Below are 21158 nucleotides of genomic sequence, written 5' to 3'. Positions count from 1 at the left end.
CCGGGCCGCGGCACCCGATCGGCTGAGAGCGTGAGCGCCTCGGGTGTCTTCCCGGCCCTGCCGTCAGGTGTTGGGCCGGGCCGCGCTGATGTCGCCGAGGGCGGACTTCTCGTCGCGTTCGATCGCGAGGTCGCCGATGGCGATGATGCCCACGGGCTGGTCGCCGTCGACGACCGGGAGCCGCCGCACGGCGTGCTCGCGCATCAGCCGGACCGCCCGGTCCAGGCTGTCGTCCGGGGTGACGGTGACCAGGTCCGCGCTGGCCGCCTGCATCACGGTGGTCCGGTCCGGGTCGACGCCCTCGGCGAAGGCCCGCACCACCAGGTCGCGGTCGCTCACCAGGCAGCGCAGGTGTCCGTCCTCGGTCACCAGGACCGAGCCGACGTCCTCGTCCCGCATCAGGCGGGCCACGGAGGCCACCGATGCCTGCGGTTCGACGCTCACCACGTCGCTGGTCATGATGTCGCGCACGTGCTGGGCCATGACCGGCCCCCTTCCTCGTCGTCCGCACCGTCCGGGTGCCTGTCGGCGCCCGGGTACCCCTCCTGCCGGGTCTCTCCCGGGCCGAGGCGGGTTCAGTGGGCGGCCAGCGAGTAGACGTGGAAGGCCCGTCCGATGACGGGCTGGGCCACGTTGCGCACCCGCACTCCCGCGGCGGTCATGCCGTGTTCGGTGCCGGCGTGCGCGTGGCCGTGGACGGCGAGGTCGGCACCCACCGTGTCGATGGCCTCGGCGAGGAGGTAGCTGCCGAGGAAGGGGTAGATCTCCGGGGGTTCGCCGGCCAGGGTGTCCGGGACGGGGGCGAAGTGGGTCAGGGCGATGCGCGCGTCGCACTCGCGCCCGCGCAGCTCTTCGAGGGCGGCGCGCAGGCCGTCGGCGCGGCGGCGGGAGTACCGCACGAACTCCTTCATCACGGGCTCGCCGAACTCCCCGGCGCACCGGCCTACGAACCCGCCGCCGAAGCCTTTGGTTCCGGCCACGCCGATCCGCAGGCCGCCGTGGGTCACGACGGTCGCCTCGCCCTCCAGGACGTGCGCTCCGGCGTCCCGCAGGATGGCCGTGACCTCGTCGGGGTGGTCGTCGTGATGGTCGTGGTTGCCGAGGACGGCGACGACCGGGACGCCCAGGTCCTTGATCTCCCGGGCGACGACCTGTGCCTCCTCGGGGGTGCCGTGCCGGGTGAGGTCGCCGGCGAGCAGGAGGACGTCGGCGCAGCCCGGCAGGGTCTCGAAGGCCGGGCGGAGGGTGCCCTGGCTGTCGGGGCCCATGTGGATGTCGCCGACGGCCGCGACCCGGGTCATGTCAGTGCCTCCGGGTGATCGGGCGGGGCCGTCTCGGCGACGACGAGGTCGCAGTGGACGGGTACGTCCGCCAGTTCGTCCTGGACGACGCGGCGGACGGCCTCGCGGCAGGCCGCGGACGGGACCGTCCCGGTCAGCAGGACCGTCCCGCCCCGGATCTCGGCCCGCACCCCCAGTTCGCCGCACGGTCCGGCGGCGAGGTGCTCGGCGACCCGGGCCACCCGGTATTCGAGGTTCATCACTGCTCCTGCGGGGGTTCTACGACGTGCAGCCGTTCCAGGAGGAAGAGGAACGCGGCGGGCATCGGCTCGTCCCCGCAGCGGCGCCGCACCTCCCCCCAGTCGACCTTCTCGCGCAGCGTGCGGGCCACCGGGAGCACGGCCCCGAAGTCGCAGTGGTGCTCGGAGAAGGCGGTGTTCAGGCTCACCATCAGGTCGGTCGCCGACAGGACCGGCATGTGCACGGAGTCGACCGAGAGCTCCTCGGCGCGGGCCAGCAGGTCCACGGTGACCGGCTGGTGGGCGAGTTCGAAGATGATGTCGACGTCCTGGTCGAAGCAGGTGGTCTTGACCAGCCAGTCCTCCGGCGGGACGCGCACCGTGAGGCCTGCCGAGCGCAGGGACCCGGCCACCGCTTCGGCGTCCTCGGGCAGCACGCAGAAGTCGGCGTCGTGCCGGAGCCTGCCGCTGCCGCCGTGCGCGTAGACGGCGACGCTTCCGGCCAGCGCGAACTTGTGTCCTGCCCGTTTGAGGATGGCGCCGATCTGTTTGGCCGCCTCCAAAATGGCCTGGGTGCGGTCGGGCGGGAGCTGTTCCGGCATGGCGGGCTTCGGCTCCGGCTCGGTCAGCCGGAGGCCGGGGGCGCGTTCGGCGTCCTGTCCGTTTCTCATCGACTGCTCCCTTCGGACGGCACGGACGAGACGGATGGCCCGGACGGGACCGGCGGGACGGGCGGCACGGGCGGCATGCTCTACGCCGCCTGCACGGTCCGCGCCGCGCGCAGGCAGCGCCACAGCTCCTCGGCGTACGGCACGACGACGCCGCAGACGACGGCCCCGGCGAGTGCCGCCAGGTACCTGGCCGGCAGCGGGTGCTCCTTGGGCAGCAGCTGCCAGTCCCGCGCACCCCGGCCGCCGCGCAGGGCGGCCCGGACCTGGTCGTCGTGCAGGCAGGCGGTGAACGCCAGGGCGGTGAGCGGCAGCACCTCCAGGAAGCTGTGGATGTGCTGCTCGATCGGCCGGACCTCGCGTTCGCCGACGGCCAGCGACACGTCGTACACGGCCGTCGCGCCGTGGGCGAGGGCGGCGCCGCCCATCACCGAGAGCACCAGGGGGTTGATCCGGGCCAGCAGGCCCAGCAGCACCGGCACCCCGGCCTCGGTCATCATCACCGCGTGGACCACGGACTCCCTGGTGCCGCTGGTGTGCTCGATCCGGGTCCGTTTGTGCATCCACCAGTCCGCCAGGCCGGGCACCACCCACAGCGGGACGGCGCCGTACAGGAGGAACCGCCTGCTCGCGTCCTCCACCTCGGTCGAGCGGAGCGGAATGCGCAGGTCGGCGGAGCGCCGCCAGTTCCGCCAGGCCTTTCGGGGCAGCACGCGCAGTGCCATGGACACCTCCGTGGTCGGTCTGTCGATGACCCGTCTCCCCGGTACCCCTCCTCATCCGGGCGACACTCCGTGCACAACCCGGTGGTCACCGGGTACTCGGCAGCGGTCCCCCGTCACACACGAGGATCAGGAGAGACGATGGCGGCCTTCGGATACTTCCTCTCGTGCGAGGAGCACAGCCCCGCGGACCTGGTCGAGCAGGCGCGGATGGCCGAGCAGGCCGGCTTCGAGGCGCTGTGGATCTCGGACCACTACCATCCCTGGCACGACGGACAGGGCCAGAGCCCGTTCGTGTGGTCGGTGATCGGCGCCCTCTCCCAGGCGGTCTCGCTGCCCGTGGAGACGGCCGTGACCTGCCCGCTGGTGCGCACCCACCCCGCCGTGGTCGCCCAGGCGGCCGCGACCGCCGCGGTGCAGCTGGACGGCCGGTTCCGGCTGGGGGTGGGCACGGGTGAGGCGCTGAACGAGCACATCCTCGGCACGGTCTGGCCCGAGGCGCCGGTGCGGCTGGAAATGCTGGAGGAGGCCCTCCAGATCATCCGCCGGCTGTTCACCGGGGAGCAGGTCAGCCACCACGGCCGACACTACACCGTGGAGAACGCCCGCCTGTACACGGTGCCGGACGAGCCGGTGCCGATCGACGTGTCGGCGTTCGGTCCGCAGGCCGCCGAGGTCGCGGCGCGGATCGGGGACGGGCTGATCACGATGATGCCCGAGGAGTCCGTGGTGGAGCGGTTCCGGCGCGGGGGCGGCGGCGCGAACCCCGTGTACGGCGGGATGAAGGTGTGCTGGGGCACCAACCGGCAGGAGGCCGTCCGCACCGCGCACCGGCTGTGGGCGAACGAGCAGCTGCCCGGCGAACTCCCGCAGATCCTGCCGACCCCGCGCCACTTCGAGCAGGCCATGGAACTGGTCACCGAGGAGCAGGTGGCCGGCTCCGTGCCGTGCGGCGACGACCCAGAGGAGCACGTCAAGGCCGTGTCCGCGTTCGTCGACGCCGGGTTCGACACGGTCTACGTCAACCAGATCGGCCCCGACCAGCAGGGCTTCTTCGACTTCTACCGCACCAAGGTCCTGCCGCGGCTGCGGAGCTGACCGCGACGGCAGCGGAAGGTGGTGAACGCCGTGACCGGGTCCGGATCGACCGACGGCACCGCGCTCGTGGTCATCGACATGATCAACACGTACGACCACGAGGACGCGGAGCTGCTGCTGCCCGCCGCCGAGCAGGTGGTGCCCGTCCTGGCGGACCTGATCGGCCGGGCCCGGGACGCGGACGTGCCGGTGATCTACGCCAACGACAACTTCGGGCTCTGGCGCTCCCACCACGGCGAACTGGTCGAATCCGCGCTGTCCCGCCCGCACGCCGCCCTGGTCGAGCCGATCCGGCCCGACGACGAATCGCTGTTCGTCGTGAAGGCCCGGCACTCGATCTTCTACGACACGCCCATGTCATACCTGCTGTGGCAACTGGGCGTCGGGACGGTGGTGCTGACCGGTCAGGTCACCGAGCAGTGCGTCCTGTACTCCGCTCTCGACGCGCACATCCGCCATCTGGAGGTCACGGTGCCGAAGGACGCCGTCGCCTCCATCCACCCGCACCTGGCGGACGCGGCGCTGGAAATGATGGAGCGCAACATGGGTGCCCGAATTGTCCTGGAGAAGGAAGTGGATTTCCGGGGTACCCGGCGGCCCGTGCCGGAGGGAACTCCATGTCAGCCCGGAGGTAGGCCATGAGCTCACGCGTTCCCGGAGAGTCACTGGACCGCCTGGTCACGGCCCTGCGGGCCGGAACCGACGCGGAGGTCCGTTTCGATACCGGGAGCCGGGGCGCCTACTCCACGGACGGCTCCAACTACCGGCAGGTCCCGCTCGGCGTGGTCGTGCCCCGCACCGTGGAGGCCGGCGCCCACGCGGTGGAGCTGTGCGCCCGCTTCGACGTGCCGGTGCTGTCGCGGGGCGGCGGCACCAGTCTCGCCGGGCAGACCACGAACGAGGCGGTGGTGATCGACTGGAGCAAGCACTGCAACGCCCTGGTCTCCGTCGACCCCGAGGCCCGCACCTGTGTGGTGGAACCGGGCATCGTCCTGGACGAACTCAACCGGCGGCTGGCCGCCCACAAGCTCAAGTTCGGCCCGAAGCCGTCGACACACAGCCACTGCGCGCTCGGCGGCATGATCGGCAACAACTCCTGCGGGGCGTCCGCACAGGCGTACGGCAAGACGGTCGACAACGTGCGCCGGCTCGAAGTGATGACGTACGACGGGCTGCGGATGTGGGTGGGCCCCACCTCGAAGGCCGAGCGGGCCCGGATCGCCGACGAGGGCGGCCGGCGCGCCGAGCTGTACGACGGTATGGACCGGCTGGTCGCCGAGTACCTGGGGGACATCCGGCACGGCTTCCCGAAGATCCCGCGTCGTGTCTCCGGCTACAACCTCGACTCGCTGCTCCCGGAGAACGGCTTCGACGTGGCCAAGGCCCTGGTCGGCAGCGAGGGCACGCTGGTGACCGTGCTGCGCGCCGAGCTGGAGCTGGTGCCGGTGCCGTCGTACGAGTCGCTGCTGGTGCTCGGGTACGACGACATCTGCCAGGCCGCCGACCACGTGCCGCAGATCCTGGGGCACTGCTCCCCCGGCCAGCTGGAGGCGCTGGACGGGCGGATGGCGCAGCTGATGCGCGAGGAGCACGCCTACCTGGAGTCGCTGCGGGTGCTGCCGGAGGCGGACAGCTGGCTGCTGGTGCAGTTCACCGGGGACAGCCAGGAGGAGGTCGACGCGCAGGCACACGCGCTGCTGAAGTCGATCGGCCGGTCCGAGAAGGACTCCTCGGTCGCCTTCTCCGACGATCCGCAGCGTGAGCAGAGGATGCTGAAGGCACGTGAGGCCGGGCTCGGGGTGACCGCGCGGCCGCCGGACGACCGGGAGACCTGGGAGGGCTGGGAGGACTCGGCGGTGCTGCCGGAGCGACTCGGCGACTATCTGCGGGACCTCAAGGGGCTGTTCGAGGAGTTCGGCTACGACCACCCTTCGCTGTACGGGCACTTCGGGCAGGGGTGTGTGCACACCCGGATTCCGTTCGGGCTGAAGACCGCGGACGGCGTCGCGGACTTCCGCAGGTTCCTGGAGCGGGCTGCCGACCTGGTGGCGTCCTACGGCGGCTCGCTGTCGGGCGAGCACGGGGACGGGCAGGCCCGCGGCGAGCTGCTGACGCGGATGTTCGGGGAGCGGCTGGTCGGTGCCTTCGGCGAACTCAAGGCGCTGTTCGATCCGGGCAACCGGATGAACCCGGGCAAGGTCGTCGATCCGCAGCCGGTGGACGGGCAGTTGCGGCTCGGAGCCGCCTGGCGGCCGGACACCCACGACACCCACTTCGGGTATCCGCAGGACGACCACTCGTTCACCCAGGCGGTGCTGCGCTGTGTCGGCATCGGCAACTGCCGGAGCCTCGAGGGCGACGTGATGTGCCCCTCGTACCGGGCCACCCGCGAGGAGGAGCACTCCACGCGCGGGCGGTCGCGGCTGCTGTTCGAGATGCTCGACGGGCATGCCGACTCGGCGGTCAAGGACGGCTGGCGGTCCACGGAGGTCCGGGACGCCCTGGACCTCTGTCTGGCCTGCAAGGGCTGCAAGTCGGACTGCCCGACGGGCGTCGACATGGCCACGTACAAGGCCGAGTTCCTCGCCCACCACTACGCGGGGCGGCCCCGGCCGGCCGCCCACTACTCGATGGGCTGGCTGCCGCTCTGGGCCCGACTGGCAGAACACGCGCCCACGTTGGCCAACAACGCGCTGCACGCGCCGCTGCTCGGACGGGCCGGAAAGGCCCTCGCCGGGGTGGCAGGCGAACGGCAGCCTCCGGTCTTCGCCGAGCGGTCCTTCGTCCGGTGGTGGCGCGCCCTCGGCACCGAGCAGCCGGACCCGGCGGATCCGGCGACCGTGGTCCTGTGGCCCGACACCTTCAGCAACCACTTCCACCCATCGATCGCGATGTCGGCGGTCCGGGTCCTGGAGGACGCCGGCTTCCGGGTGGCCGTGCCCGAGACACCCGTGTGCTGCGGCCTGACCTGGATCTCCACCGGTCAACTGGCCGTGGCCAAGAAGGTGTTGCGCCGCACCCTGCGGACGCTGGCGCCCTATCTGGAAGCGGGCACCCCCGTCATCGGCCTGGAGCCGTCCTGCACGGCCGTGTTCCGCTCCGACGCACCGGAACTGCTGCCCGACGACCAGGACGTGCAGCGCCTGGCGGGGCAGACCCGAACCTTCGCCGAGCAGCTGGTCCACCACGCGCCCGCCGGCTGGCAGCCGCCGTTCCTGGCCCGGCAGGCGACCGTGCAGACCCACTGCCACCAGCACGCGATCATGAAGTTCGACGCCGACCGTGAACTCATGCGCCGCGCCCACCTGGACGCGGACGTCCTCGACGAGGGCTGCTGCGGGCTGGCCGGCAACTTCGGCTTCGAACGCGGGCACCACGACGTCTCCATGGCCGTCGGCGAGCTCGGCGTCCTGCCCGCGGTGCGCGGGGCCGCCCCCGACAGCCTGGTGCTGGCCGACGGGTTCAGCTGCCGTACCCAGATCGAGCAGGGCGGCACCGGGCGCCGGGCCCTGCACCTGGCGGAGGCGCTGGCCATGGCCCTCGACGGCCCGGTGCCCAGCGACCGCCCCGAACGGCTCGCCCGGCGGCCCGCCGAACCCTCCGGCACGGCGCGGTGGGCGACCACCGCGGACGCCGGGACCCTCGCGGCCGCGGCCGCGCTGGGCGCCGTACGGCAGCTGCGCCGCCCCTAGACACCCGCAGACGCACGCACGTCCACTTCAGGAAAGGTTGTCGAACATGTCGACGAAGGTCTCCGACTACATCCTCCAGCGCCTGCGCGAGTGGGACGTGGAACACGTCTTCGCCTACCCCGGCGACGGCATCAACGGCCTGCTCGCGGCCTGGGGACGCGCGGAGAACAACCCCCGGTTCATCCAGTCCCGGCACGAGGAGATGTCCGCCTTCGAGGCCTGCGGGTACGCGAAGTTCTCCGGCAAGGTCGGCGTCTGCGCCGCCACCTCAGGCCCCGGCGCCATCCACCTCCTCAACGGCCTGTACGACGCCAAGCTGGACCATGTCCCGGTGGTGGCGATCGTCGGGCAGACCAACCGCAGTGCGATGGGCGGCTCGTACCAGCAGGAGGTCGACCTGCTGTCCCTGTACAAGGACGTGGCCTCGGACTTCTGCGAGATGGTCACCGTCCCCGAGCAACTCCCGAACGTCCTGGACCGGGCCATGCGTACCGCCATGGCCCGCCGCTCGGTGACCGCCGTGATCATCCCGGCCGACGTGCAGGAGCTGGACTACTCGCCGCCCGAGCACGCCTTCAAGATGGTGCCGTCCAGCCTCGGCATGTCGCACTACGCGCCGGTGCCCGACGACGGCGACCTCCAGCGGGCCGCCGACGTGCTCAACTCGGGCGGCAGGACGGCGATCCTGATCGGCCAGGGCGCGCGCGGCGCCCGCACGGAGGTGAAGGAGGTCGCCGACCGGCTCGGGGCGGGGGTCGCCAAGGCGCTGCTGGGCAAGGACGCCCTGGACGACGACCTGCCCTACGTCACCGGTGCCATCGGGCTGCTCGGGACCCGGCCGTCGTACGAGATGATGCGCGACTGCGACACGCTGCTCGTCATCGGATCGTCCTTCCCCTACACGCAGTTCCTGCCGGCGTTCGGGAAGGCGCGGGCAGTGCAGATCGACATCGATCCGCACATGGTCGGGCTGCGCTACCCCTTCGAGGTCAACCTCGTCGGCGACGCGGCCCGCACGCTGCGCCGGCTGCTGCCGCTGCTGGACCAGATGGAGGACCCGTCCTGGCGGGAGACGATCGAGAGCAACGTCAGGGACTGGTGGGAGGTGATGGAGCGGCGGGCCGCCGTCAAGGCCGACCCGATCAACCCCGAGTACGTCGCCCACGCCCTCGGCGGGCTCCTCCCGGACGACGTGATCCTCTCCGCCGACTCCGGTTCGGCCGCCAACTGGTACGCCCGGCACCTGAAGCTGGGCGGGGCGATGCGGGGCTCGCTGTCGGGGACGCTGGCGACCATGGGCCCGGGCGTGCCGTACGCCATCGGTGCCAAGTTCGCGCACGGCGACCGGCCGGCGATCGCCCTGGTCGGTGACGGGGCGATGCAGATGAACGGTCTGGCCGAGCTGATCACCATCGCCAAGTACTGGCAGGACTGGGCGGACCCGCGGCTGATCGTCGCCGTCTTCAACAACCGGGACCTGAACCAGGTGACCTGGGAGATGCGCGCCATGGAGGGCGCCCCGCAGTTCCTGCCCTCGCAGTCCCTCCCGGACGTCGGGTACGCCGACTTCGCCCGCTCGCTGGGCCTGACGGGAATGCGGATCGACGAGCCGGGCGGGGTGCAGGGCGCGTGGGAAGCCGCGCTCGCCGCCGACCGTCCGTGCGTCCTCGACTTCGTGACCGACCCTGCGGTACCGCCGATCCCGCCGCACGCCACCCTCGACCAGATCGAGGCGGCGGCCGCCGCCGTCCTGAAGGGCGACAGCGACCGGGTGGCGATGGTCCGGCAGGGCTTCAAGGCCAAGGTGCAGGAGTTCCTGCCGCACCGGCACGAAGCGGGACGGCGGTGAGCGACCGTGAGCGACCTGCCGGCCGTCGAGCGGGTGGACAGCGCCGTCTACACCGTTCCGACGGACGCGCCCGAGGCGGACGGGACCGCGGCCTGGGACAGCACCACGCTCGTCCTGGTCACCGTCCGCTGCGGGGAGGTCACCGGGCTCGGGTACACCTACGCCCCGGCCGCGGCCGCGAGGACCGTCGACGACCTGCTCGCCCCGGCGGTCACCGGCCTGTCCGCCCTCGACGTGCCGCGTGCCAACGAGGCCATGCAGCGTGCCGTGCGCAACGCCGGACTGCCGGGAATCGCCGCCGAGGCGGTCTCCGCCGTCGACATCGCCCTGTGGGACGCCAAGGCGCGGTTGCTCGGACTCCCGCTGGTGGACCTGCTCGGCGCCGCCCGTGACGAGGTGCCGGTGTACGGCAGCGGCGGCTTCACCACGTACGACGCGGAGCGGCAGGACCGGCAGCTGCGGGGCTGGGTGGCCGAGGAGGGCATCCCACGGGTCAAGATCAAGATCGGGGAGTCCTGGGGCAGCCGCGAGGCACACGACCTGGCGCGGGCGGCCCGGGCCCGCGCGAGCATCGGCGACGCGGCCGAACTGTACGTGGACGCGAACGGCGGCTACGGCGCCAAGCAGGCCGTGCGGGTGGCCGCGGGGCTGGACGGGGAGGGCGTGACCTGGTTCGAGGAGCCGGTCTCCTCCGACCACCTCGACGCACTGGCCGCCGTCCGTGGCCGGGTCATGGCCGACGTGACGGCCGGCGAGTACGGCTACACGCTCCCGTACTTCCGGCACATGCTCGCCGCCGGCGCCGTCGACTGCCTCCAGGCGGACGTCACCCGCTGCGGCGGGATCACCGTCTGGCTGCGGGTCGCGGCGCTGGCGCTGAGCCACGGTCTGGAGATCTCGGGGCACTGCGCACCCGCCGCCCACGCGCACGCGGCGGCCTCGGTGCCGAACCTGCGGCATCTGGAGTGGTTCCACGACCACGTCCGCATCGAACGGCTGCTCTTCGACGGCGCCCCGAGCCCGCGGGGCGGCGCCCTGGTCCCGGGCCGGGACGGTTCCCCCGGGCTGGGACTGAGACTCGACGCCGAACGGGCCCGCCCCTTCCGCATCAGCTGACGAACCGAAGGAAAGGACCATGTCGCAAGTCGTCGTCATCACCGGAGCAAGCGCCGGCATCGGCCGCGCCGTCGCCCGTCTCTACGCCGAACGCGGGGCGCGCGTCGCCCTGATCGCGCGGGGCGAGGCCGGGCTGGAAGCCGCGGCGAAGGAGGTCGCCGAACTCGGTGGCCATCCGCTGATCCAGCAGGCCGACACCGCGGACGCCGGCCAGGTGGAGGCCGCCGCCGACGCCGTCGAACGGCTCCTCGGGCCCATCGACGTGTGGATCAACTGCGCCTTCACCAGCGTGTTCGCGCCCTTCACCGAGATCACCCCGGAGGAGTACCGGCGGGTCACCGAGGTGACGTATCTCGGGTTCGTCAACGGCACCCGGGCCGCCCTCGCCCGGATGCTGCCGCGCGACCGGGGCACCATCGTGCAGGTCGGGTCGGCACTCGGCGAGCGGGCGATCCTGCTCCAGTCGGCCTACTGTGCCGCCAAGCACGCCATCAACGGCTTCACCTCCTCCGTCCGGCTCGAACTGCTGCACCAGGGCAGCAACGTGCACGTCACGATCGCCCAGATGCCGGCGGTGAACACCCCGCAGTTCTCCTGGGTGCGCTCCAAGCTCCCCCGGCATCCGCAGCCGGTGCCGCCGATCTACCAGCCCGAGGTGGCCGCGCGCGGTGTCGTGTTCGCCGCCGACCGTCCCGGCCGCAAACAGCGCTACATCGGCGCCACCACGGCGGCGACGATCTGGGCCAACCGGCTGGCCCCCGCCCTCCTCGACCGCTACCTGGCCCGCACCGGCTTCGGCTCCCAGCAGACGGACGCGCCCGCACCCCCCGGCCGGGGCAACCTGTACGCGCCGGCCGACTCCGTGCCCGGCACCGACCACGGCGCGCACGGCGAGTTCGACGACCGGTCGCACGGGCACTCCGTGCAGGCCGCGCTGGCCCGGCACCCGGCGGTGACGGCCGCGACCACGACCGCCCTGACCGTCGCGGCGGTCGGCGGGGTACGACGGCTGCTGGGCACCAGGGGCACGTAGCGGGTCTCGGTCTCCGAGCTTTCCCCGGTTTCCCCGGTTTCCCCGGTTTCCCCGGTTTCCCCGGTTCCCGGTCTCGGGGAGATTTCCGGGAGATTTCCGGTGACTGTGGGTGCCGGAAGCGATGGTCACGACTTGGGTCCGAACGCTTGTGTGCTTGTGCGGCGCAGTGGACCATGGCCGAATCGCGCCCCTCCCGAGCACGCTGGAGCTCCCGGTGACCGCTGCCCCCCTCGCACCCGAGCCGGTCGACGCGCCGGCCGCCGCCCAGGCGGAACGGCAGAAGCTGCGCAAGCACTTCGGCCGCTTCGACATCCTGTTCTTCCTGCTGTGCACCATCGTCGGCGTGGACACCATCGGTGCCGTCGCCTCGTCCGGCGCCGAGGCGTTCACCTGGCTGATCGTGCTGGCCGTGGTGTTCTTCGTGCCGTCCGCGCTGCTGATCGCCGAGCTCGGCGCGGCCTTCCCCGACGAGGGCGGCCCCTACATCTGGACCAGCCGGGCCTTCGGCCGCCTCGCCGGTGCCGTCAACAACTTCCTGTACTGGATCACCAACCCGGTGTGGCTGGGCGGCACCCTCGCCGTCTCCGCCGTCACGGCGTACACCACCTTCTTCAACGGCGGGAAGGAGCTGAGCACCCCCGCCTTCTACGTCTTCACCGTCGTCTTCGTGTGGGTGGGCGTGCTCGCCGCGATCCTCTCCTTCGACATCGGCAAGTGGATCCCGACCATCGGCGCCTGGAGCCGGTTCGTGCTGCTCGGCCTGTTCACCGTCACGGTCGTGGTCTACGGGATCCAGCACGGGCTGCACGGCTTCGGCATCGGCGATTTCTCGCCGACCTACGCGGGATTCGTCGGCCTGGTGCCGGTCCTGATGTTCAACTACGTCGGTTTCGAGCTGCCGAACACCGCCGGCGACGAGATGACGAACCCGCAGAAGGACATCCCGTACGGCATCTTCCGCAGCGCCGTCCTCTCCGTCCTCCTCTACGCGCTGCCGATCCTCGGCATCCTGCTCGTCCTCCCGGTCAAGGCGATCACCGGCCTCGGCGGTTTCGTCGACGCGATCCGGCAGGTCTTCACCGTGTACGGCGGCCACGTCGGCGCCGACGGCACCGCCACGCTCAGCGGGTTCGGCACCGTGCTCGGCGACCTGGCCGGGATCATGTTCATCCTCACGGTGCTGTCCTCCGGCGTCACCTGGATCATGGGCTCGGACCGCGCCCTGGCCGTCTCCGGCTACGACGGTGCCGCGCCCCGCTTCCTCGGCGTGATCTCCAGCCGGTTCGGCACCCCGGTCCGGGTGAACATCCTCAGCGGCCTGGTCTCCACCGCGGTCCTGATCCTGGCCCACCAGCTGACCAACGGCAGCGCGGCCAAGCTCTTCGGCGCGGTCCTCGGCCTCGCCGTGTCGACCACCCTCGTCAGCTACCTGGGCATCTTCCCGGCGCTGCCGTTCCTGCGCCGCAAGTACCCGGACACGCCCCGCCCCTACCGGGCCCCCCTCCCCTGGGTCATCAGCGGGGTCCTGACCCTGCTGATCCTCTTCGCCAGTGTGCAGCTGGTGGCGCCCGGCGCCGGCGACCACTGGTTCGGCGCCGACTACGCGCCGGACGGCTGGAGCCATGCCGAGCGCGGGAAGTACCTGCTGACGGAGCTGATCCCGCTCGTCGGCTTCATGCTCCTGGGTGTCCTGTTCTGGGCGCTGGGCCGGCCGACCCGGGCGGCGGCCGTCGAAAAGTAGGTCCCGAATGCTTGAACCGTAAACATGCGGTGCCTACGGTTGCGCCCATGCCCCTCATTCGCGAACTGCTGATCGGCGGCAAGGACGTCCCCGCCCTGTCCGGCCGTACCACCGACGACATCGCCCCCTACACCGGCGAGGTCTACGCCACGGTCGCCGCGGCCGGGCCCGAGGACGTGACCCGCGCCGTGGACGCCGCCGACGCGGCCTTCGAGGACTGGGCCGCGCTCGCCCCCTTCGCCCGTCGCGCGATCTTCCTGAGGGCCGCCGACCTGCTGGAGTCACGCGCGGAGCAGGTAGCCGACCTCATGGCCCAGGAGGTCGGCGGCACCCGGCCGTGGGCCGGCTTCAACGTGGGTCTCGCCGCCAACATCCTGCGCGAGGCGGGGGCCGCGATCACCGCGCCGCGGGGTGAGGTGCTGAGCGCCCAGGAGGCGGGCACCCTGGGGCTCGCGGTCCGGGAGCCGCTCGGGGTGGTGGCGGCGTTCGCGCCGTGGAACGCCCCGGTCATCCTCGGTGTCCGGGCGGTCGCGGCGCCGCTCGCCGCCGGCAACACGGTCGTCGTCAAGCCCAGCGAGGACGCGCCGATCGCCTGCGGGCTGCTCGTCGCGGACGTGCTCCGCGAGGCCGGGCTGCCCGACGGCGTGCTGAACGTGGTCACCAACGCCCGTGAGGACGCGGCCGAGATCGCCGAGGCGCTGATCGCCGACCCGCGGGTGCGGGCGGTGAACTTCACCGGCTCCACCGGCGTCGGCAGGATCATCGGCATCCACGCGGCACGGCACCTCAAGCCGGCGGTGCTGGAGCTGGGCGGCAAGAACGCGGTGCTCGTCCTCGCGGACGCCGACGTGGACTACGCGGTGGACGCCGTCACCTTCAGCATGTTCATGAACTCCGGGCAGATCTGCATGTCGGGCGACCGGATCCTCGTCCACGAGTCCCTCGCCGAGGAGTTCACCGGCAAGCTCAGCGCCAAGGTCGCCGCCCTCCCGGCCGGCGATCCGGGCGACCCGCACACCGTGGTGGGCCCGCTGGTCACGGCCGCCGCGGCGGATCGCGTCGCGGGGCTGGTGGCGGACGCCGTCGGCAAGGGGGCCACCGTGCTCACCGGCGGCGGCCGGCCGGAGGGCGCGGTGCACCCGGCGACCGTCCTCGCCGACGTCCCCAAGGACGCCGAGCTGTACTACGCGGAGGCCTTCGGACCGCTCGGCGTCGTCGAGACGTTCGCCGACGACGCCGCCGCGATCGCCCTCGCCAACGACACGGACAACGGCCTGACCTGCGGCATCATCACCGAGAACGCAACGCACGGGCTGGCGGTCGCGCGCCGGATCCGTACCGGGATCGTGCACATCAACGACCAGTCGGTGGCCGACGAGCCGCACGCCCCCTTCGGCGGGGTCAAGGCCTCCGGGTACGGCCGGTTCGGCGGCCGTTGGGGCATCGAGGCGTTCTCCAACACCCGCTGGGTGACGCTCGCGACCCAGCAGGCGCACTACCCCTTCTGAGCGCCGCGTCCGCCGCGGGTCGCGTTCTTCACCGACGGGCCCCGGCGGCGGACCGGGGTCACAGCGGGTCGGTCCAGCTCCCGTCCGAGCGGGTCAGGGTGAACGCGGTCAGCGTGCAGCCGGCGAGGAGCAGCGTGCCGAGCAGCAGCGGCAGGGACGGGTCGCCGAAGCGGACGGCGCAGGCGCCGACGAGGGCTCCCGCGAACATCGCCAGGACCGACAGGGCGCGGCGGCCCGTCCTGCCTCCGGGACCGCCGGCGGCCCTGCTGTCGGATGCGATGCCGGTGATGGTCATGGTCAGGACGGTCGTGGTCAGGTCCGGTACGGCGAGGGCGCGGGCCGTCGCGTTCTGGATGCCCAGGGCGAGGCCGAGCAGTGCGATCAGCGGGTACCGGGCCCCGGCCGCACCCAGCGGGGCGTCGTACCGGGCGACGACGTAGGCGGCCAGGACCAGGACCGTCTCCAGGACGAGCGCCACGTGCAGGACGCGGCCGCGGTGGGCCCGGCACCGGTGGGCGATCCGGCCGCCCAGCAGGGCGCCCGCCCCGAAGGCGGCCAGCGCGGCGAGCGAGGCGGCCAAGGAGAAGCCGGCGGCGCCCGCGATCGCGAAGCCGGAGAAGACGACGTTGCCGGTCATGTTGGCGACGAAGACATGGCCGAGGGTCAGGTAGCTGAAGGCGTCCACGAGGCCGGTGACCACGGTGAGGGCGAGCATCACCGGGGGCAGGGGGCCGTGCCGGTCGGCCGGGTCGGGCAGCACGGTGGCCCGTGCGTCCCGGACCACGGGCCGGACCGCGTCCATGATCGGCATGGTGGTCCATTCGGGTCGGGAACGGGGACACGCCCGGTGGCGTGCGTCACCTCCAGCCTCCGGCCGGCCCGGTCGTGCTGTCCAACATATGGATCCGGACGCAGCGATCGCTCATGCCGATCGACCGGTCACGTGCCGGTCGAGGACGTCGAGGAAGGCCGCGCCGGCCGGCGCCAGGCGGGTGCCGTCGTAGACCACGCACATGTGGTGCACGGCCTGGTCGTCCACGAGGCGCAGCATCCGGGCGCCGTGGGGCAGTTCGGCGGTAGTGCCGAGGCCCAGCAGGGAGCCGGGCCCGACGACGGAGGAGCGGGGGACGACGGTGACCCCCACCCCGCGTACGGCGAGCCGGATCATGTCGTGGATCTGGCCGACCTCGAAGTCCTGGCCCGCCCCGACGCCGGCCCGGGCGAAGGCCGCCTCGACCTGCCGGCGCAGGCCGCTGCCGCGCGAGAACTGGATCAGCGGGTGGCTGTCCGCCAGGTCGGCGAGGTCGATTGCCTCCCGGTCGGCCAGGGCGTGCTCCCGGGGTACGAGGGCGACCAGCGGGGTGCTGCCGAGCACCCGGTGGTCCAGACCCTCCGGCACCTCCCGGGCGGCCATGCTGACCACCGCGACGTCGAGGGTGCCGGCGAGGACCGCGGCGGCCATCAGGGAGCTGGGCGCGTTGGACACCCGCAGCTCCACGCCGGGGTGGCGGGCGCGGTACTCGGCCGCGACCTCGACCATGTCGAGGGACACGGCCATCGTCTGCACCAGGCCGAGCCGCAGCCGGCCGCGGCGCACCCCGGCCAGCGCGTCGAGGGCGGCCTGGGCGTTGTCGACGTCCGCCAGGATGCGCCGGGCCAGCGGTTCCAGCAGTTCACCGGCGGCGGTCAGGCGTACCGACCGGCTGGTGCGGTGGAACAGCGGGGCGCCGACGTCCTTCTCCAGCCGGGCGATCTGCTGGCTCAGCGCGGACTGCGCGACGTAGCAGCGGGCGGCTGCCTGGGTGAAGTTGCGGCTGTCCGCGACCGCCAGGAAGTACGTCAGATGCCGCAGCTCCATGGGACCAATCTCTCCTGCCGATGCATGGCCGTCAATCGATGTGCCCGACAGATCCCTCGCGGTGGGGCTGCGCCGGTCCGGGCGGCCCCCGGTGACTCGGCCGACGGGCCGGTCCTCGTCTCGATCGTCTACCACGTCTCCCCCGACGACGGGGTGGCCTTCGCCCGGGCCATGGAGAACGTCGCCCGTTCCCGGCGCCGCACCGGGGCGCTCACCTGGGGTCTGTACGAGGACGGCACCGAACCCGGCCGGTTCATCGAGAACTACCTCGTCGGGTCGTGGGCGGAGCACCTCGCCCAGCACCACACCCGCTAGACCGTGACCGACCGGCGCTTCGAGGAGCAGGCCAGGTCCTACCTGCTGCCCGGCACCACGCCCGAGGCCACGCACGCCTTCGACGCCGCCGTCGCCGCGGGGAAGGGCCACCGGGTCCCCGCGCCGCCGCCGGCTCCGGACGTCTCCCCCGCGTCCGGAGCCGGCCAGGACGGGTAGCCGAAGATCGTTGCGCGTACGCTCGTGCACATGGTTCAGCATCGAATGGTCGACGTGAACGGGATCCGGCTGCACATCGCCGAGGAGGGTTCAGGTCCGCTGGTCGTGCTGCTGCACGGCTTCCCCGAGTCCTGGCACTCCTGGCAGCACCAGTTCGGGCCGCTGGCCGCGGCCGGCTTCCACGTGGTCGCCCCCGACCAGCGCGGGTACGGCAGCAGTGATCGCCCGGTGGACGTCGAGGCGTACAGCATCTTCCACCTGGTCGGTGATGTCGTCGGGCTGATCCGGGAGCTGGGCGAGGAGCGGGCGTTCGTCGTCGGGCACGACTGGGGCGCGCCGGTGGCCTGGCACACCGCGCTGTTCCGTCCCGACCTGGTGCGCGGGGTGGCGGGACTGAGCGTGCCGCCGCCGTTCCGCGGGGCACAGCCGCCGCTGCGGACCATGGAGCAGCGGTTCGGCGGGCGCTTCTACTGGAACTACTTCAACCGCCCCGGTGTCGCCGACGCCGAGTTCGGCCGCGACCCGCGCACCACGCTGCGGAAGTTCTTCACCATGGCGTCCGGGGAGGGCGCCGGGGCCGGCGAGGTCCGGCAGCCGCTGGTCGATCCCGAGCGCGGCTGGCTGGCGGACATGCCGGATCCGGAGACCCTGCCGGCGTGGTTCACCGAGGCGGACCTCGACGCGCTCACCGAGAGCTTCTCCCACGGCTTCACCGGCGCCCTCAACTGGTACCGCAACCTGGATCGCAACTGGGAACTGACCGCCCCCTGGCAGGGCGCCGTCGTCACCCCGCCCGCGCTCTACGTCTACGGCGACCGCGACCTGGTCCCGGCGTTCCCCGGCACGCCCGAACTCATCGCCCGCCTGCCCGAGTTGATGCCCAACCTGGTGCGCGAGCCGCTGAAGCTGGCGGGCTGCGGGCACTGGACCCAGCAGGAGCGCCCGGACGAGGTGAACGCGGCGCTGCTGGAGTTCCTGAAGTCCCTTTCCTGAGCCTCTTCGGGGGCCGGACTCCGCTGTCCGGGCCTACCTCTACGATCATCCCGTGAGCGCGTGGAACAAGACCCTGACCGCGGCAGGCATCACGGACCCGCAACTGCGCCGGGACTACAGCGTCCAGCGCCGGCTGGTGCGGCGGTACCGGCGCAGCGCCTACCTGGCCTGCCGGGTGCTGCTGCCGCCCGCCGTGCTGCCCCATGTGGTGGCCGCGACGGCCGTGATGCACCACGGCGACACGCTCCTGGACTCCGGCCCGAAGCCGGAGCGGGCGGCGGCCTGGGACGCCTGGGAGGAGCGGGTGCGTACCGCGCTGGAGACCGGGGCCAGTGACGATCCGCTGATCCGCACCCTCCTGCACACCGTCGGCACGTACCCCCGGCACCGGGAGGCCGTGGAGGCGTATCTGGCCACCGCCGCCGCCGAGTTGGCGTTCGACGGCTTCGCCACGGAGGCCGACTACCAGGCCTATGTGGACGCCTACTCGCTGCCCGCCTTCCTGCCGATCGCCGGGCTGCTGGGGCCCGAGAGCGACACCGACGGGCGGTTCCGGGCGGGTTGCCGCACACTCATCGACGGCAGCCAGCGGCTGGACTTCGTCAACGACCTCGCCGAGGACCTGCGGGAGGGCCATCCGGGCATCCCGGCCGAGACCCTGAAGCGTTTCTCGGTCACGGTGGCGGACCTCGAGGCGGGCCGTGCCTCCGACGGGCTGCGCTCCCTCGTGGCGCACGAGGTCGAGGCGGCCCGGGCCGATCTGCGGTCGGGCCGGGAGGTGCTGGGCCTGATGCCGCCCGCCCACCGGCCGATGGTGAGCGCCCTCATCGAGATCGAGCTCATGACCGCCGAGGCGGTACTGGCGCGTGGGACGGGGGTGCTGCGGGGTTCGGCGTCGCCGTCCACGGCGGGCACCCTCAAGCTGTTGCTCGGTGCCCGCCGGGCGGCGGTGCGCGCTCAGCGGTAGCAGGTGGTGACGCCCGGGTGCCAGGGGCAGGCGATCCCGGCGAAGCCGCCGTCGGCGACGACGTCGATCCTCAAGTCATCCCCTCCGTGCAGGACTTGACTGTCCTGGACGAGGCCGTCCGCGCCGTCCCGGATCGTCTGCACCAGCCAGCGGCCCCGGCCGACGGCCAGGGGCACGGTGGCCGTGTGGGCAGCACCGGCGTAGACCCCGCCCAGGAACCAGCGGTCCCCGTTGCGGCGGGCGAGCACGGCCTCCTGCCCGGGACTGCCGGCCAGCAGCCGGGTGTCGTCCCAGGCCGCGGGCTCCTGGTCGAGGAAATCCCGGGCCAGGGGCCGCTGGTCGTACGAATCGGGGGTGCCCGCGAACATCTGGAGCCCCGACTCGTAGGCGACGGTGAGTCCGGCCTCGGCCGCGTCGGAGTTCGGGCGCAGGCCGACGCGCTGGAAGCCGCCGGGGGTGAAGTCCATGGAGCCGATGACGTTGCGGGTGAAGGGCAGGGTGGTGAGGTGGGTGGCGGTGTTGGTGCGCTTCTCCTCGCCGCCGACGGCCTCCATGGTCATCACCTGCGGCCAGGTGCGCTGGATGCCCTTGGGCAGGGTGGCGCCGTGGAAGTCGACCATGAGGTGGTGGGCGGCGGTCTGAGCGAGGACGGTGTCGTACCACTGGAACATGATCTGCGCCTCGGAGTTCATGAAGTCGATCTTTACTCCCTTGACGCCCCAGCGTTCCAACGTCGGTAGCCACTGTGCGCGTTCCTCGGGGGTGTCGAGGTCGCGCTGGTGGATCCAGACGATGATCCCGACCCCCTTGGCCCGTGCGTAGTCGACGAGTTGGGGCATCCAGCTGTCGGTCTGCCAGTCCGGGTCGGTGACGTCCCACTCGTCCTTCTTGAAGTACCAGCCGGAGTCGACGGCCTCGTAGGGCCAGTGGTGGGCGGCCGCGTAGTCGACGTACGCCTCCTGCGCGTCGAGGCTCTGCCCCGCGGTGCGGCCGCCGGCCAGCCAGGTCCACAGCACGGTGCCGGGACGGATCCAGGAGGTGTCGGCGACCTTGGAGGCGGGGGCGAGGTCGTCGGTAAAGGTGGATGCGGTGACGGTGCCGAGGTCTCCGGTGATCACGGCCCGCCAGGGGGTGGTCAGGGGCCCGTCGGTGTGCACCCGGCTGTCGGCGAGCTCGACGCGGTAGGTGCCGGTGCCCTGGGTGTGGGCGAGCCGGGCGCCGGAGTAGGTGCCGGTGAGGTCGGACTCGGCGAGCAGGGTGTAGCCGCCCGGGGTGGCGAAGAGGGCCTGGTCGGAGTAGGCGCCGGTGGGGGCGGTCGCGGCGGTGTACTGGTTGAACCGACCCTCGTTGTCGACCCGGTAGGTGCTGAGCCAGGCGCCCGCGTCGGCCGGCAGGTTGAACGCGGAGGTCTCGCCGAGGACGTCCCCGTACCCGGCGGGCAGCACGTAGCGGTAGGCGATGCCGTCGGCCGCGGCGCGGACGACGAGATCGAGGCGGGCGCCGGCGGCGGTGGCGAAGGACAGCCGGGTCTCGTTCATGCGCACCCGGCGGTCCAGGCGCTTGCCGGACTTCGCCCGGTAACGCTCCACGATCGTCCGGTCCTTGCGGTGCAGGAAGCGCAACCCCTGGGAGAGGTCGGCTTGTTGGGTGTGGATGCCGAGGGGGGACGGTTCGATCACCGTACGGCCGTCGCGGGAGACCGCGAGGCTGAGGGTGCCGGTGGTGTCGTCGAGGGCTATCCGGGCGCTGGGGGCGTGGGCCGCCTCGGTCACGGCCCAGGTGTGCGGCGGCCGGTGCTGCTGCTCGGCCCGTGCGGGGGCGGCGACGAGGAGCGTGGCGGCCAGTGCGGCGCTGAGCGCGGCGGCCACGGTCCGCACGGCTCTCGGGGCTGGAACGGCCATG

Annotated in this window: 20 protein-coding genes; 12 read left to right on the top strand and 8 right to left on the bottom strand. The window is 72.4% G+C overall.

Going from position 1 to position 21158, the window contains the following annotated elements:
• Positions 1 to 63 precede the first annotated feature (63 nt).
• From ACFY0K_RS04525 to ACFY0K_RS04505, 5 genes are all read right to left on the bottom strand, one after another.
• Positions 64 to 483, bottom strand: coding sequence for a CBS domain-containing protein (locus ACFY0K_RS04525; RefSeq protein ID WP_351959828.1), 420 nt, complete (start codon positions 481 to 483; stop codon positions 64 to 66).
• 92 nt (positions 484 to 575) lie between these two features.
• Positions 576 to 1301 (bottom strand): metallophosphoesterase, encoded by a 726-nt coding sequence (locus tag ACFY0K_RS04520; protein ID WP_351959829.1) that lies wholly within the window; start codon positions 1299 to 1301, stop codon positions 576 to 578.
• Positions 1298 to 1540 carry a BON domain-containing protein gene (locus tag ACFY0K_RS04515; RefSeq protein WP_390638550.1) on the bottom strand — a complete coding sequence of 81 codons (243 nt, stop codon included), beginning with the start codon at positions 1538 to 1540 and terminating at the stop codon, positions 1298 to 1300. The genes ACFY0K_RS04520 and ACFY0K_RS04515 overlap by 4 nt, the downstream gene beginning before the upstream one ends.
• Positions 1540 to 2190 (bottom strand): hypothetical protein, encoded by a 651-nt coding sequence (locus ACFY0K_RS04510; protein WP_390638549.1) that lies wholly within the window; start codon positions 2188 to 2190, stop codon positions 1540 to 1542. The genes ACFY0K_RS04515 and ACFY0K_RS04510 overlap by 1 nt, the downstream gene beginning before the upstream one ends.
• Before the next feature lie 80 nt (positions 2191 to 2270).
• Complete coding sequence (locus ACFY0K_RS04505; RefSeq protein WP_390638548.1) at positions 2271 to 2912, bottom strand: diguanylate cyclase; 642 nt, start codon at positions 2910 to 2912, stop codon at positions 2271 to 2273.
• 138 nt (positions 2913 to 3050) lie between these two features.
• Between ACFY0K_RS04505 and ACFY0K_RS04500 the strand changes: the two genes are divergently transcribed.
• From ACFY0K_RS04500 to ACFY0K_RS04465, 8 genes are all read left to right on the top strand, one after another.
• Complete coding sequence (locus ACFY0K_RS04500) at positions 3051 to 4007, top strand: TIGR03557 family F420-dependent LLM class oxidoreductase (RefSeq protein ID WP_390638547.1); 957 nt, start codon at positions 3051 to 3053, stop codon at positions 4005 to 4007.
• A 30-nt stretch (positions 4008 to 4037) separates the two neighbouring features.
• Entirely contained in the window at positions 4038 to 4649 is a 612-nt protein-coding gene (locus tag ACFY0K_RS04495; protein WP_352362529.1) for an isochorismatase family cysteine hydrolase, read from the top strand.
• On the top strand, positions 4646 to 7699 hold the full coding sequence (locus ACFY0K_RS04490) for an FAD-binding and (Fe-S)-binding domain-containing protein (RefSeq protein WP_390638546.1): 3054 nt from the start codon (positions 4646 to 4648) through the stop codon (positions 7697 to 7699). Before ACFY0K_RS04495 ends, ACFY0K_RS04490 begins: the two co-directional genes overlap by 4 nt.
• 46 nt (positions 7700 to 7745) lie before the next feature.
• Positions 7746 to 9548, top strand: coding sequence for a thiamine pyrophosphate-requiring protein (locus ACFY0K_RS04485; protein WP_390638545.1), 1803 nt, complete (start codon positions 7746 to 7748; stop codon positions 9546 to 9548).
• Positions 9549 to 9554: 6 nt separating this feature from the next.
• Complete coding sequence (locus ACFY0K_RS04480) at positions 9555 to 10664, top strand: enolase C-terminal domain-like protein (RefSeq protein ID WP_390638544.1); 1110 nt, start codon at positions 9555 to 9557, stop codon at positions 10662 to 10664.
• A 19-nt stretch (positions 10665 to 10683) separates the two neighbouring features.
• Entirely contained in the window at positions 10684 to 11697 is a 1014-nt protein-coding gene (locus ACFY0K_RS04475) for an SDR family oxidoreductase (RefSeq protein WP_390638543.1), read from the top strand.
• Between the two features lie 214 nt (positions 11698 to 11911).
• Positions 11912 to 13438, top strand: a complete 1527-nt coding sequence (locus ACFY0K_RS04470; protein WP_390638542.1) for an APC family permease — start codon at positions 11912 to 11914, stop codon at positions 13436 to 13438.
• Between the two features lie 47 nt (positions 13439 to 13485).
• The gene (locus ACFY0K_RS04465; protein WP_390638541.1) at positions 13486 to 14946 is read left to right on the top strand and encodes an aldehyde dehydrogenase family protein; all 1461 of its coding nucleotides are present in this window, start codon (positions 13486 to 13488) and stop codon (positions 14944 to 14946) included.
• 58 nt (positions 14947 to 15004) lie between these two features.
• Here the strand turns inward: ACFY0K_RS04465 and ACFY0K_RS04460 are convergent, their stop codons facing one another.
• Positions 15005 to 15748, bottom strand: coding sequence for a YoaK family protein (locus ACFY0K_RS04460; protein WP_390638540.1), 744 nt, complete (start codon positions 15746 to 15748; stop codon positions 15005 to 15007).
• 120 nt (positions 15749 to 15868) lie between these two features.
• The gene (locus tag ACFY0K_RS04455; protein ID WP_390638539.1) at positions 15869 to 16804 is read right to left on the bottom strand and encodes a LysR family transcriptional regulator; all 936 of its coding nucleotides are present in this window, start codon (positions 16802 to 16804) and stop codon (positions 15869 to 15871) included.
• Positions 16805 to 16828: 24 nt separating this feature from the next.
• Here ACFY0K_RS04455 and ACFY0K_RS04450 point away from each other — a divergent pair, with 24 nt between their 5' ends.
• Genes ACFY0K_RS04450 through ACFY0K_RS04435 form a run of 4 tightly spaced genes read left to right on the top strand, consistent with a single transcriptional unit; the run spans position 16829 to position 19256 of the window.
• On the top strand, positions 16829 to 17119 hold the full coding sequence (locus tag ACFY0K_RS04450; RefSeq protein WP_390638538.1) for an MFS transporter: 291 nt from the start codon (positions 16829 to 16831) through the stop codon (positions 17117 to 17119).
• Positions 17120 to 17122: 3 nt separating this feature from the next.
• Positions 17123 to 17296 (top strand): hypothetical protein, encoded by a 174-nt coding sequence (locus ACFY0K_RS04445; RefSeq protein ID WP_390638537.1) that lies wholly within the window; start codon positions 17123 to 17125, stop codon positions 17294 to 17296.
• A 30-nt stretch (positions 17297 to 17326) separates the two neighbouring features.
• Positions 17327 to 18289: an alpha/beta fold hydrolase gene (locus ACFY0K_RS04440; protein WP_390638536.1), complete on the top strand. Its 963-nt coding sequence runs from the start codon at positions 17327 to 17329 to the stop codon at positions 18287 to 18289.
• Between the two features lie 52 nt (positions 18290 to 18341).
• Complete coding sequence (locus ACFY0K_RS04435; RefSeq protein ID WP_390638535.1) at positions 18342 to 19256, top strand: squalene/phytoene synthase family protein; 915 nt, start codon at positions 18342 to 18344, stop codon at positions 19254 to 19256.
• Here ACFY0K_RS04435 and ACFY0K_RS04430 read toward each other — a convergent pair.
• The gene (locus ACFY0K_RS04430; protein WP_390638534.1) at positions 19247 to 21157 is read right to left on the bottom strand and encodes a glycoside hydrolase family 97 catalytic domain-containing protein; all 1911 of its coding nucleotides are present in this window, start codon (positions 21155 to 21157) and stop codon (positions 19247 to 19249) included. The two genes, ACFY0K_RS04435 and ACFY0K_RS04430, sit on opposite strands and share 10 nt — an antisense overlap.
• Position 21158: the final 1 nt, after the last annotated feature.

The organism is Streptomyces sp. NPDC001507, from assembly GCF_042894765.1.
Taxonomy (GTDB): domain Bacteria; phylum Actinomycetota; class Actinomycetes; order Streptomycetales; family Streptomycetaceae; genus Streptomyces.
Note: the sequence above shows the minus strand (reverse complement) of the source record. Positions and strands in the feature narration are given on the sequence as shown.